This window comes from Streptobacillus notomytis (assembly GCF_001902585.1).
GTDB lineage: Bacteria > Fusobacteriota > Fusobacteriia > Fusobacteriales > Leptotrichiaceae > Streptobacillus > Streptobacillus notomytis.
In genome coordinates this window covers 15,245-27,958 of the sequence record NZ_LKKV01000024.1, presented here as the reverse complement: position 1 = coordinate 27,958, position 12,714 = coordinate 15,245, and the positions used below count along the sequence as shown (strand labels likewise).

The window sequence follows — 12,714 nt, the reverse complement described above, 5'->3', positions numbered from 1 at the left end:
TGATATATGAATTGGAAAAATTTATTATCAATAAATACTAGACGTGCAAGAAGTAGAATAAAGGCTAGTGATATAAGAAATGATTTTGAAAAAGATTATCATAGAGTAATATCTTCACCTTCTTTTAGAAGACTTCAAGATAAAACTCAAGCCTTTCCTTTAGAGGAGAATGATTTTGTTAGAACTAGATTAACTCATTCACTTGAAGTTTCATCTTTTGCTAAATCTATAGCACAATCTATAGGTAAGAGGATAATAGAAGAGAAAATAGATCCTGATTTTGGATATGAAGAATTAAATGCTATTTCTACTATTTTATCATCAGCAGCTTTAATACATGATATAGGGAATCCACCTTTTGGACATTTTGGAGAAGATACTATTAGAATGTGGTTTTCTAATTATATTGATAAAACTGATGTTAGAGACTTTAATGGAGATGTTAAAAAATTAAGAGATTTATTAACTCCACAAATGATAGCTGATTTTGAAAATTTTGAAGGTAATGCACAGGCTATAAGGGTAGTATCTAAATTACATTTTTTAGTTGATGAAAATGGTATGAATTTAACTTATGCTCTGCTTAATACATTAATTAAATATCCTGTATCTTCACAGGATATAAATAGGGAAAGTGGAAATGTTAAGGATAAAAAAATGGGATACTTCCTTGCAGAAGAAGATGTATTTTTAGATGTTGTAAAATCAACTGGTACATATGATGAAAAAGAAAATAAGATATATAGACATCCTTTAACTTTTCTTTTAGAAGCAGCAGATGATATAGCATATATTACAGCAGATGTTGAAGATGGATTAAAGAAAAAATACTTAAATTACTATAATCTAGAAAGTTCTTTAAAAGAGTATGGTTTTGAAGCTGGAGATATATTCTATGATAGATTAATTAAGTATAAGGAAGAAGCAAAGAAAAAAGGTTATGAGAGCATACATAATTATGCTGCAAGTAGATGGATAATTTCTATACAGGGATTAATTATTAAAGATGTTGTAAATAACTTTGTAAATAATTATAACGAAATAATGAATGGAAGCTTTACTAAAGAATTACTTGCAGAGGGTAGATCATCAAAAATAGTTAAAATGCTTAAATATACATCAAAAAAATATATATTTGAATCTAAAAAGAATAACCAAATGGAACTTACTGCAAATATTATGATACAGTTTCTATTAGATAAATTTGTTAATGCTATAATATATTACGATACTAAATTTGAAAAAGATAATTCTGTACATAAAAAATATAGGATTATATTAAGTGATAATCAAAAATATATTTACCATGTATATGCAAATGATTTTGAAAATAGGAATCGTGCTGAACTTGAAAGCAAAATAGAAGAAGAAAAACTTGAGGGTAATAAAAAAGAAAGACTTGAACAAGAATATGAAAATAGGATATATAATTATAAGCTATATTTAAGGTTATTGCTTGTTACAGACTATATCTCAGGTATGACAGATTCATATATAAAAACAACTTATCAAGAATTAATGGGTATAAAATAATGGATAGAAATTTAATTTTTAATCAATTGAAAAAAATAGGTTTTACAGAAATAGAAGCTAATATTTATTTGTACTTAATTGAACATTCTGGAGAAAATCCTACTCAGATTTCAAAAGAAATAGATTTTTCTAGAAGTTCTGTGTATAATAGCATGAGAAATATGGAAGAAAAGGGTATAATTAGATTGCTTCCAGCAATAGATGATTCTAAAAACTATAGTGTTATAGATCCTAAGATATATCTTAATATATATGAAAAAGAAACTTTAGAAACAGTTAATAGTTTAAGAATGCATTTAGATAGTTTGTATACTAAGTATAATACTGATGGGATATATTCATTTGATAGAATAGATAATTTGACATATAAGATAATAGAATTAATAAAGAGTACAGAAAATATTTTAGTCATAGAAGGTAATATCTATGATGAAATTTTTAATGATAGAATTAAAGAATTAGAAGAAAAAAAAATTTTAGTACATATTAATGAAGATAAGAATACAGATGATCTTGTATTAATAAAGGATAATAGTGAAATGATATTAAAGGATAGTAATAATATGATGTATACAAAAAATAGTTTACTAATAAATCAGGTTAGTAAAAGAATTAAAATGGAAATGGAGAAAAATAAATGATGTTTATTGTTATAATAATTACATTAATGATTTTAAGTTTAATAATATTTTTGCATGAGTTAGGACATTTTTATACTGCTAAGAAATTTAATATGCCTGTATCTGAATTTTCTATAGGTATGGGACCTTTAGTTTATAGTAAAGAAAAAAATGGAACACAATATAGTTTAAGAGCTATACCTATAGGTGGATATGTATTAATAGAGGGTATGGTTGAAGTTAGCAAAGATGATAAGGAATTTAAAGATTATACTGATGAAGAAATAAAGGAATACAATAGTAAAGGCTTTATATCTCATCCTAAATTTGAACAAATAATAGTTCTTTTTGCAGGTGTATTTATGAACTTTATTACAGCATTAATAGCTTTTATTATACTAGCTTTAATAACAGGACAACCTTTAAGTTCTGCATTTATTATGTTTTCAAAAATATTTTCAACAACATTTTTAGGATTAAAAATGTTACTTACAGGAGCAGTTAAAGCAAAAGAAATGGTTGGTCCTGTAGGACTTCCTTTAGTATTTGCACAACAAATTAAATCGCAAGGATATTTAGTATTAATACCTTTATTTGCCCTTTTATCTATAAATATAGGTATACTTAACTTATTACCTATACCAGCCTTAGATGGTGGACGGATAATATTTGTTTTACTTGAATATGTAGGTATTAAATTAAATAAGAAATTAGAAGAAAAAATACATACTATAGGAATGATATTATTATTAATACTTATGATATATGTAGTATTTAATGATGTCATAAAATATATATATTAGGAGAATAAAAGTGAATATTGTTTTATATCAACCAGAAATGCCATATAATACAGGGAATATTGGTAGAAGTTGTGTTATAACTAACACAACATTACATTTAATAAAACCTCTTGGATTTGAAATTGATGATAAGCATATAAAAAGAACGGGTCTTGATTATTGGCAATATGTTGATTTGAAAATATGGGAATCTTTTGAGGAGTTTTTGGAAAATAAGGGTAAGGGTAAAATATATTTTGCCACAACAAAAACTGATAAAAAATATAGTGATGTAAAATTTGAAGAAGATGACTATATAATGTTTGGACCAGAATCTCGTGGATTACCAGAAGAAATTTTAAATAAGTATAAAGAACAAAATATTACTATACCTATGCTTAAGATTGGTAGATCACTTAATTTATCAAATTCAGCAGTAATAATACTTTATGAAGCATTAAGACAGCAAAATTTTGAATTTAATATGGAAGCTGAAAAAGTAGAAATAATTAGAAAAGATTTAACAATTAAAGGAGCTACAATTAAATGATACATATAGTTGTTGCGATTGGTAAAAATAATGAAATAGGTGGAAATAATAAGATGTTATGGTATAATTTTGAAGAATTAAAGTTCTTTAGAAGACTTACTATAAATCATAAAATAATTATGGGTAAAAATACATATTTATCTATAGGTAGACCATTAGATTTAAGAGAGAATATAGTAATAAGTACTAGTATAGAAAAAGATAAAAATATTACTGTAATAAGGGATATAAATGAGATATTGGAAAAGTATTTAAATAGTGAAGAAATAGTATATGTTATAGGTGGAGAAAGTATATATAAACAATTCTTAAAATATGCAGAAAAGATCTATGTTTCTAAAATTGATGAAGATTTTCCAAATGCTGATAGATATTTTCCTAAAATAGGTTATGATGAATTTTTTATTGAAGAATTTAAATATAATACATTCACATTAAATACATATACAAGGAGGAATAATGAATAATTTATATATAACAACACCAATTTATTATCCTAATGCTAAACCTCATATAGGTACAGCATATACAACGATAATTTGTGATGTTGTTGCAAGATATAATAAACTAAAAGGTAAAAATGTTAGATTAGTTACTGGAATTGATGAGCATGGACAAAAAATACAAGAATCTGCTGAAAAAAATAATGTAACACCTAAGCAATGGGTAGATAAAATGAAAGAAGATTTTGTTAATTTATGGGATATACTTAATATAGATTATTCTGAATTTGTAAGAACTACTAGTGAAAAACATAAATTTACAGTAGGAGATATAATTAGAAAAGTTTATGAAAATGGTGATATATATAGTGGAGAATATATAGGTAAATATTCAGTAAGTGAAGAAACTTTTGTTACAGAATCACAATTAGTAGATGGCCTATATATGGGAAAACCTGTAATTGATATGAAAGAAAAATCATTCTTTTTTAAATTATCAAAATATGAGGATAAATTATTAAAGTTTTATGAAGAACACCCAGATTTTATTAAACCATCTAATAGAAAAAATGAAGTAATTTCATTTATTAAGCAAGGATTACAAGATTTATCTATTTCAAGAACTACATTTAATTGGGGTATACCGCTAGAACTTGAAAAAGGTCATGTAGTTTATGTTTGGTTTGATGCATTAAATTCATATTTAACAGCAGCTGGATATAACAGTGAAAATTTTGATATATATTGGAATAATTCAGAAGTAGTTCATATGGTAGGTAAGGATATACTAAGATTTCATGCAATAATATGGCCAGCTATGCTTATGTCAGCTGGGATTAAATTACCAAATGTACTTGCAGTACATGGGTGGTGGACAAAAGATGGAGAGAAGATGTCTAAATCTTTAGGTAATGTAGTAGATCCTATAGATGAAGTAAATAAATATGGTTTAGATCAATTTAGATATTTCTTGTTAAGGGAAGCAACATTTGGACAAGATGCAGATTATTCTAATATGGCAGTTATTCAAAGAATAAATTCAGATCTTGCAAATGATTTAGGTAATTTATTAAATAGAGTAATAGGAATGCAAAATAAATATTTTGATTCAATAGTTTATGGAATAAATGAGTTAAATGATTTAGATAATGAAATAATAAATTTATGGTATGAAACATTAAAAAATGTTGATGAATATTATGCAGAGTATAATTTTTCTGAAATGTTAAAAACTATATGGAAATTTATATCAAGATTAAACAAGTATATAGATGAATCAGAACCATGGACTTTATATAAAAATAATGATATGGATAGACTTAAAACAGTGTTATACAATCTAATTGATGGTATATATAAAATAGCTGTATTAATTTCACCTATAATGCCTGATTCTTCTAAGAAAATATTAAATCAACTTGCCTTAGATGAAAAAGAATTATTACTTGATGATATTAAAAAATGGGCTATGTATCCAGAAAATAATAAATTAAATAAGGCTGATGTTTTATTCCCAAGAATAGAAGTCTCTAAATCTGAGTTTGAAGAAAAATTAATAATAAATAACCCTATTAATATAGACTATTTTAATAAAGTAGATATGAGGGTAGTGGAGATTAAGAAGGTGGAAAGAGTTTCCTCTAACGTTTCATTATTAAGATTTATAGTAGATACTGGAGCTGAACTTAGACAGATAGTTTCAGCTGTTGCAAGATATTATAAAGATGAACAAAGTTTAGTAGGCAAGAAAGTAATGGCAGTTTTAAATCTAGAACCTGTAGAAATTAAAGGAATACTTTCTCAAGGAATGTTATTAACTACAGCAGAAAAAAAGAGAGTTTCATTGGTTGAAATAAATCCTTTGGTTAAGGTTTCAACAAGTATAAAATAGGAGTATAAATGAAGAAAAATAAAATAATAAAATATATTTTTATTATAATTCTTTTTGCACTTACGGTATTACTTATATTTCAGTATAAGAAGTTAAAGTATGATAATAAAACTTTTGATTATATTGAAGATGGAATAGTAAGTATATATAGGGAAGAAAATGAAGAAACTTTAAAGAATTTTGAAAAAGCCTATATAAGTAATGACATAGATATTTATGAGGTAATAAATTATTTAGGTGATGAAGTTATATTAAATTCTTTTTATAAAGATAAGTTGGGTAAATCAGGTGGTTATGCAGAATATAGAGAAGCTACTTTATTAATATTATCTAATAAACTTGATCAAGCTATAGATAAATTAAAAGAAGCATCAGATCAGGGTAATCTGGGAGCTACATCATTTTTAGCTACTTACTTGTATTCTTTAAAGAGATATAGTGAAGCTTATGAATATTTTCAGAAAGCATATAAACAAAATAATTATACAATATATCCAATATATATTGATATGAAAATTCATTTAGAAGAATTTAAACGTATGGAAGAATTGTATGTTAAATTTAATCAAAATAAAATAGAAGATTCAGAAAGATATATTTTAGGTAAATTTCTTTTAGATAAAGAAGATGTAGAAGTGGCATATAAGGTACTTAAACCTTTTATAGAAAAAGAAAATGTAGATGCTTTATTTGCTAAAGCAAGTTTTTTGGAAATAGAAGGTGAAATTGAAAATGCAATAAAAATATATAGGGAGCTATATACAAAGCATAAGTATCCAAAATCAGCAATAAAGCTTGTTGAACATTCTAATCTTTCTACAAAGAATAGAAGAAAGAAAGCTATAGAAATACTTGATAAAATTACTGAGTATAATAAAGATATTCAATTTATGAAAGCTAATTTACTTTATGATAATGATGAATGGAAGAAAGCAAAAGAGATTTATGATAATTTAGAATCATTAGAATATGGACCAGTATATAGTAAATTAGGAGAATATTATGAAAATTCAGATGAGATAAATAAGGCATTAGAAATATATAAAAAGAGTTTTGAAATAGGAAACTTAAATTCTATCCTTAATTATTACTCTATAGTAAAAAACTTAGAAATGACATCAGGAGTAGAAAATAATAAATCTTATTATATAGATTATTTAAAAATTGCCTCAAAACTTGGAGTTGGGGCTGCAAGCTATGAGATTTCAATGTTAAGTGATGATGTAGATATTAAGAAAAAATATGCTATTATTGCACTATCTCAAAATGAACTTAAGGCTTTAGAATTATTAGTAGATTTAGCTAATAAAAATGGAGATAAAGAAAAAATAAGAGTGTATACAAATATATTAATAAATAATAAATAAGGGAGTTTAATATGAAAAAGTTATTAATGGTTTTAATGAGCTTTCTTGTATTTTCATATGTTTTAGCTAAAGAAAATAATACGAAAATTATTAATAATAAAAATTATGAAAGTATAGTTAAAAATGAGAATAATATAATAGTTTATGCTGCTAGTTGGTGTCCTCATTGTCAAAAAGAATTAGAAGATTTAAGTAAGATACAAGGTAGATTAAAAGACATAAAAATTACGGTTATAATGTACCCATTTATTTATTCAGATAATGAAGTTTTTGATTATGAAAAAGAAACTTTAGAGTTTATTAATGAGAAGAAATATAATTTTGAATATTACTTAGATAAGGATAGAGAAATATTAGATAAACTTAATTTAAAATCTATACCAGCAATAGGAATTATTAAAGATCGGAAAATTATTAAAAATATAGATGAAAATAAAATTGAGATTAAGAAAATATTGAAAATTTTTGAAAACAATTAAGTGAAAAACCAGAGAAAAAATCTTTCTCTGGTTTTTTAGTTCATTTTACAAATTTATAGTTTTAATAACATCTTTAAGAACTTTTTTTGTATTTTCTAATTTTACTTTTTCACTTTCTTCAAATTCAGGACATATTTTTAGATGTTGCCCATTTCTACCAACTACATTAGGAACAGAGTAATATACATCTTCTATTTGATTGTAAGTTGAAATTGTTAATATACAATTTTCATCTCTTAATATAGCTTCTACTATTCTTCTTATTGCCATACCTATAGCATAATTAGTATATCCTTTTCTTGAAATTATTTCATAAGCTGCATCTCTAACTTTATGATGAATTTTTTCTTTTAATTCCTCAGCATTTTTTGCTTCTCTTGCACAAAAATCATCAAAGTTTAATGGACCTATATTAGCTGATGACCAAACTGGGAATTCTGAATCTCCATGTTCTCCTATAATGTAGGCATGTATATTTCTTGCATCTAAATCAAATTCTTCTGCTAAATAATATCTTAATCTTGAAGTATCAAGTACAGTACCAGTACCTATTACTTTATGAGAAGGGAAGCCTGATAATTTATATGCAACCCAAGTTAAAATATCAACTGGGTTAGACGCAATTACTAATACCGCATTAGGTGAATAACGAGCTACTTGTGGAATAATAGTTTTAAATATTTCCACATTCTTATGCACTAAATCAAGTCTTGTTTCTCCAGGTTTTTGATTTGCACCAGCAGTAACTATAACTATATCAGAATCTTGAGTATCTTTGTAATCTCCTGAAATAATATCACAAGTTTTAATAAATGCAGCACCATGGGCGATGTCTAAAACCTCTCCTTTTGCTTTTTCTTTGTTGACATCAACTAAAACGACGTGTGAAGCTAGACCAGATAGAACTATAGATAAAGTTGTAGCCGATCCAACAAACCCAGCACCGATTATTGAAACTTTCGTAGTTTTTTTCATATTGTATCCTCCTAATTTATTTTGTCTAATATATAATTTGGTATGTTGAAATTTGAATAAATATTTTGTACGTCTTCATTATCTTCTAAAGCTTCATAAAGTTCTAAAATTTTTCTTGCGATTTCGCTATCTGAAATATTTATCTCGTTTTTTGGATGCATTCCAACCTCGGATTCTAAGATATTAAAGTTATTTTCTTTAAGAATATTTGAAATATTTTCTACATCTTTATCTTCAGTAATAACAATTGTCTCATTTTCCTTTTCTATGACATCAATAGCACCTGAAATTATAGATATTTCAAGTAGTTTTTCAAAATCATTTTCCTTATTTAATGTTATTATTCCACGTCTATCAAACATAAAGGATACAGAACCATCTGAACCTAAATTACCATTATTTCTTGAAAAATTCATTCTTACAGATGAAGCACTTCTATTTTTGTTATCTGTAACTACATCGACTATAAATGCAGAGGCTCCTGCACCATAACCTTCATAACGAATTTCAATATATTCAAGACCTTCAAGTTCTCCAGTACCTTTTTTAATTGCCTTCTCTATTACATCTTTTGAAACATTTGCTGCTTTAGCTTTATCTATAGCAAGCCTAAGTCTAGGATTAAAATCAGGATTACCACCACCTATTTTTGAAGCTATAGTAATCTCTTTCCCAAGTCTTGTAAACAGTTTTCCACGTATTTTATCTTGTCTGCCTTTTCTATGTTGTATATTTGCCCATTTACTATGTCCAGCCATTATATATCACCTTTATTTTTTATTAAATTATATCATATACAATAATATTTCTTCAAGTTTGTACATGTATTATAAATATGATATACTACTAATGAAAGAGGTGTAATATGAGGATAATAGGAATAGATCCAGGGACGGCTATTATTGGATATTCTATAGTAGATTTTAAAAATGGAGAAACTAAATTAATAGATTATGGTTGTATATATACAGATAAGGATTTATCAATGCCTGAAAGGCTTGAACATATATATTTTAAGTTAGAGACTTTATTTAATATGTATAAACCAGATCATATGGCTATAGAAGAGCTATTCTTTTTTAAAAATCAGAAAACTATAATCACAGTTGCTCAGGCAAGAGGAGTTATAGTGGCTAAGGCACAAATTTCAGGTATAGAAATATTTAACTATACTCCATTACAAGTTAAAACTGGTATTACAGGTTATGGTAGAGCAGAGAAAAAACAAGTACAAGAAATGATAAAAGTAATACTTAAATTAGATGAAATACCTAAACCAGATGATGCAGCAGATGCTATTGCTATTGCTATTAATCATATTAATACTATAAAAGGAGTAGGAGCGCTGCTTAATAATCCTAGGGATAGAATCAATAAGGTGACACAGATAATTGAAAAAAGTAAAATAAAGAATAAGAATATTATTAGTATAGAAGATTATAAGAATATTTTGAAAAAGAAAAAGTGAGGTAATAATGAATCCGTTATTTGAAATAAAAGAAAAAATTGATAAATATGATAATATAATTCTTTCTGCACATGTAAATCCAGATGGAGATGCTTTTGGTGCCTTATTTGCATTTAAGTTTATGATAGAAAAATATAATAAGAATAAGAAAGTTGATATAGTAATACAGTATGAATTACCTAGATTTATACATAAATTTGATGAAAGTAACTATATAAAAGATAATGTTGATGAAAATGTAGAATTAATAATTATGCTTGATACTGCAAATATAGAGAGGGCTGCAATAGATAAAGAAGTCTTTAAATTGGCTAAAGAAACTATAAATATTGACCATCATATTAGTAATAGTAAATATCTTAATATTAATTATGTAGAAGATATTTCTTCTACTTGTGAGCTGTTATATAAGTTCTTAGATGTATTTAATATAGAACTTGATGAAAGAATTGCTAGATTTATGTATTTAGGGATAATAAATGATACAGGTAATTTTAGACATTCTAATGTAACAGAAAATACGTTTTATGTTTCTTCTAAACTTATGGAAGTTGGTATAGATAATAGAGAAATTACTAATATACTTTTTTCAAAAACTAGGGAAAAGGTTAAGGTTTTTGGAAAAGCATTAGTTGAATATGCTTATTATGATGATGTAAGGTTTGCCTTTTTCTATATTTCTCAATCTGAAATGAAAGAAATGTCTGTATCAGAAGAAGATACTGATGGAATATCAGAATTATTATTAAGTATAGAAGATGTAGATGTTGCTCTTTTTGTTAGAGAAGATAAAGAGGGTAATCTTAAAGGTAGTTTTAGATCAAAGAACATAGATGTAAATAATATAGCAGCTAAATTTAATGGTGGTGGACACATATTAGCTGCAGGATTTAAAATTTTTGGAAATATAGGGAATGTACTTGAAGTAGTGTTAAAGGAATTGAGAGGTTAAAATGAATAAAAAAATATTTTTTGCATTTACATTATTTTTATTTGTTTCATGTTCAGGTGTTACGCCTATGTCAAAACATCATATTAAAGAAATTTCAAATATTGCTAGCATGAAGATATTTGAAGAATTTTTTGAAAAAGTTCTATATAGAGATATGAGAATATATAAAAGAGGGTATGGAAAATGGTATGTTAGTGCATATGGAGATTATGGAATATATAAGCTTGAAATTGATGAAGATGGAAATATTTTAAAATATGAAAAATATAATTATACAAAATAAATTAATTATTGACAACATATTCTATTTTTGATAAAATTCTAAAAATTACAGTGGATTCTAAGTATGACTGTAATTAAAAGGAGGAATATTATGTCAATTAGAAAAATTATTCAAGTTGATGAAAAAGTGCCAACTAAATTATTAGTGCCACTAAGTTTACAACACACTTTTGCAATGTTCGGTGCCTCAGTGCTAGTGCCTATCATTTTTGGAATTGATACAGGTATAGTATTACTGATGAATGGTATTGGAACATTGCTTTTTATTTTATTTACTAAAGGGAAAGCACCAGCTTATCTAGGGTCAAGTTTTGCTTTCTTAGCACCAGCAGATATTGTAATATCTAATATGGGTTATAAATACGCCTTAGGTGGATTTGTTTTTATTGGATTTTTAGGAATCATACTTTCTAGTATAATTTATAAATTTGGAACATCGTGGATTAATATTATACTTCCACCAGCTGCGATGGGTTCTGTTGTATCATTAATAGGATTTGAATTAGCTAGAATAACTATAACTGGTGGAAAAATTGGAGCAAATATTATGACAGATACATCTACACTAAATGATAAAATAATATTTGGTATTACATTATCTGTAGCAATATTAGGCTCTGTTTTATTCAGAAAATTTTTTGCAACTATACCAATATTAATAGCTATTATTGTTGGATATATTATTTCTTTATATTTGGGAATGGTAGATTTTTCAACTGTAATAAACACTTCATTATTTACTCTTCCTAAATTTCAGTTTGCTAAATTTAATATCATGGCAATATTAACAATGTTACCTGTAATATTTGTTATTATTTCAGAACACATATCTCATCAAGTTGTAACAAGTAGAATTATAGAAAAAGATTTAATTAAAGAACCTGGATTACATAAAAGCCTATTTGCTGATAATTTTTCAACTATGCTTTCAGGATTAGTAGGAGGAGTACCTACTACAACTTATGGTGAAAATATAGGTGTAATGGCAATAACAGGAGTATATAGTGTTCAAGTTATTAAAGGAGCTGCAATAATTTCTATATTTATGGCATTTATTGGACCATTTTCAGCATTAATACAATCTATACAAGGTAATGTAATAGGTGCTGTAACTTTCTTGTTATATGGTATGATAGGTTCATCAGGATTAAGATTATTAGTAGAAGAAAAAGTTAATTTTAATAAACCACAAAATTTAATATTAACCTCAGTTATATTTATAGCAGGTTTATCAGGATTGCAAATAAGGGTATTTGATATTACTTTTCAAGGTATGAATCTTGCAGCTATAATTGGTATAGTTATTAGCTTATTATTCTATATCTTTGATAAGTTTAATATAATGAATGAAAAATGGAATTAAGCAGTTATT

14 protein-coding genes are annotated in these 12,714 nt (G+C 25.9%); 12 read left to right on the top strand and 2 right to left on the bottom strand.

Going from position 1 to position 12,714, the window contains the following annotated elements; translation table 11 throughout:
• The first annotated feature begins 6 nt into the window (after positions 1–6).
• From BUE91_RS00860 to BUE91_RS00825, 8 genes are read left to right on the top strand one after another with little or no spacing between them, the layout of a single operon-like run.
• Positions 7–1,533, top strand: a complete 1,527-nt coding sequence (locus BUE91_RS00860) for a deoxyguanosinetriphosphate triphosphohydrolase (RefSeq protein ID WP_073507644.1) — start codon at positions 7–9, stop codon at positions 1,531–1,533.
• Entirely contained in the window at positions 1,533–2,174 is a 642-nt protein-coding gene (locus tag BUE91_RS00855) for a TrmB family transcriptional regulator (protein WP_066900988.1), read from the top strand. The genes BUE91_RS00860 and BUE91_RS00855 overlap by 1 nt, the downstream gene beginning before the upstream one ends.
• The gene (locus BUE91_RS00850; protein ID WP_073507643.1) at positions 2,171–2,956 is read left to right on the top strand and encodes a site-2 protease family protein; all 786 of its coding nucleotides are present in this window, start codon (positions 2,171–2,173) and stop codon (positions 2,954–2,956) included. Before BUE91_RS00855 ends, BUE91_RS00850 begins: the two co-directional genes overlap by 4 nt.
• Positions 2,957–2,966: 10 nt before the next feature.
• Positions 2,967–3,485: a tRNA (uridine(34)/cytosine(34)/5-carboxymethylaminomethyluridine(34)-2'-O)-methyltransferase TrmL gene (gene trmL, locus BUE91_RS00845; RefSeq protein WP_073507642.1), complete on the top strand. Its 519-nt coding sequence runs from the start codon at positions 2,967–2,969 to the stop codon at positions 3,483–3,485.
• Positions 3,482–3,952 (top strand): dihydrofolate reductase, encoded by a 471-nt coding sequence (locus BUE91_RS00840; protein WP_073507641.1) that lies wholly within the window; start codon positions 3,482–3,484, stop codon positions 3,950–3,952. Before trmL ends, BUE91_RS00840 begins: the two co-directional genes overlap by 4 nt.
• Positions 3,945–5,819: a methionine--tRNA ligase gene (gene metG, locus BUE91_RS00835; protein ID WP_066900997.1), complete on the top strand. Its 1,875-nt coding sequence runs from the start codon at positions 3,945–3,947 to the stop codon at positions 5,817–5,819. Before BUE91_RS00840 ends, metG begins: the two co-directional genes overlap by 8 nt.
• An 8-nt stretch (positions 5,820–5,827) precedes the next feature.
• Entirely contained in the window at positions 5,828–7,186 is a 1,359-nt protein-coding gene (locus BUE91_RS00830) for a tetratricopeptide repeat protein (RefSeq protein ID WP_073507640.1), read from the top strand.
• An 11-nt stretch (positions 7,187–7,197) separates the two neighbouring features.
• Positions 7,198–7,665 (top strand): peroxiredoxin family protein, encoded by a 468-nt coding sequence (locus tag BUE91_RS00825; protein WP_073507639.1) that lies wholly within the window; start codon positions 7,198–7,200, stop codon positions 7,663–7,665.
• A 45-nt stretch (positions 7,666–7,710) separates the two neighbouring features.
• On the opposite strand, the gene BUE91_RS00820 is transcribed toward BUE91_RS00825, so the two are convergent.
• On the bottom strand, positions 7,711–8,640 hold the full coding sequence (locus tag BUE91_RS00820; RefSeq protein WP_066901003.1) for an L-lactate dehydrogenase: 930 nt from the start codon (positions 8,638–8,640) through the stop codon (positions 7,711–7,713).
• A gap of 11 nt (positions 8,641–8,651) precedes the next feature.
• Complete coding sequence (locus tag BUE91_RS00815) at positions 8,652–9,398, bottom strand: YebC/PmpR family DNA-binding transcriptional regulator (protein WP_073507638.1); 747 nt, start codon at positions 9,396–9,398, stop codon at positions 8,652–8,654.
• A gap of 107 nt (positions 9,399–9,505) precedes the next feature.
• Between BUE91_RS00815 and ruvC the strand changes: the two genes are divergently transcribed.
• From ruvC to uraA, 4 genes are all read left to right on the top strand, one after another.
• Positions 9,506–10,108 (top strand): crossover junction endodeoxyribonuclease RuvC, encoded by a 603-nt coding sequence (gene ruvC, locus BUE91_RS00810; RefSeq protein ID WP_066901007.1) that lies wholly within the window; start codon positions 9,506–9,508, stop codon positions 10,106–10,108.
• 7 nt (positions 10,109–10,115) lie between these two features.
• The gene (locus BUE91_RS00805; protein WP_073507637.1) at positions 10,116–11,060 is read left to right on the top strand and encodes a DHH family phosphoesterase; all 945 of its coding nucleotides are present in this window, start codon (positions 10,116–10,118) and stop codon (positions 11,058–11,060) included.
• A gap of 1 nt (position 11,061) precedes the next feature.
• Positions 11,062–11,343 (top strand): hypothetical protein, encoded by a 282-nt coding sequence (locus BUE91_RS00800; protein ID WP_073507636.1) that lies wholly within the window; start codon positions 11,062–11,064, stop codon positions 11,341–11,343.
• Positions 11,344–11,433: 90 nt separating this feature from the next.
• Positions 11,434–12,705 carry a uracil permease gene (gene uraA / locus BUE91_RS00795; RefSeq protein ID WP_073507635.1) on the top strand — a complete coding sequence of 424 codons (1,272 nt, stop codon included), beginning with the start codon at positions 11,434–11,436 and terminating at the stop codon, positions 12,703–12,705.
• Positions 12,706–12,714 lie beyond the last annotated feature (9 nt).

Excerpts from the sequence above, each read along its gene's own strand:
- BUE91_RS00860 (WP_073507644.1), top strand. The coding sequence starts at position 7 with ATGAATTGGAAAAATTTATTATCAATAAATACTAGACGTGCAAGAAGT.
- BUE91_RS00855 (WP_066900988.1), top strand. The coding sequence starts at position 1,533 with ATGGATAGAAATTTAATTTTTAATCAATTGAAAAAAATAGGTTTTACA.
- BUE91_RS00850 (WP_073507643.1), top strand. The coding sequence starts at position 2,171 with ATGATGTTTATTGTTATAATAATTACATTAATGATTTTAAGTTTAATA.
- BUE91_RS00840 (WP_073507641.1), top strand. The coding sequence starts at position 3,482 with ATGATACATATAGTTGTTGCGATTGGTAAAAATAATGAAATAGGTGGA.
- metG (WP_066900997.1), top strand. The coding sequence starts at position 3,945 with ATGAATAATTTATATATAACAACACCAATTTATTATCCTAATGCTAAA.
- BUE91_RS00830 (WP_073507640.1), top strand. The coding sequence starts at position 5,828 with ATGAAGAAAAATAAAATAATAAAATATATTTTTATTATAATTCTTTTT.
- BUE91_RS00825 (WP_073507639.1), top strand. The coding sequence starts at position 7,198 with ATGAAAAAGTTATTAATGGTTTTAATGAGCTTTCTTGTATTTTCATAT.
- BUE91_RS00820 (WP_066901003.1), bottom strand. The coding sequence starts at position 8,640 with ATGAAAAAAACTACGAAAGTTTCAATAATCGGTGCTGGGTTTGTTGGA.
- BUE91_RS00815 (WP_073507638.1), bottom strand. The coding sequence starts at position 9,398 with ATGGCTGGACATAGTAAATGGGCAAATATACAACATAGAAAAGGCAGA.
- ruvC (WP_066901007.1), top strand. The coding sequence starts at position 9,506 with ATGAGGATAATAGGAATAGATCCAGGGACGGCTATTATTGGATATTCT.
- BUE91_RS00805 (WP_073507637.1), top strand. The coding sequence starts at position 10,116 with ATGAATCCGTTATTTGAAATAAAAGAAAAAATTGATAAATATGATAAT.
- BUE91_RS00800 (WP_073507636.1), top strand. The coding sequence starts at position 11,062 with ATGAATAAAAAAATATTTTTTGCATTTACATTATTTTTATTTGTTTCA.
- uraA (WP_073507635.1), top strand. The coding sequence starts at position 11,434 with ATGTCAATTAGAAAAATTATTCAAGTTGATGAAAAAGTGCCAACTAAA.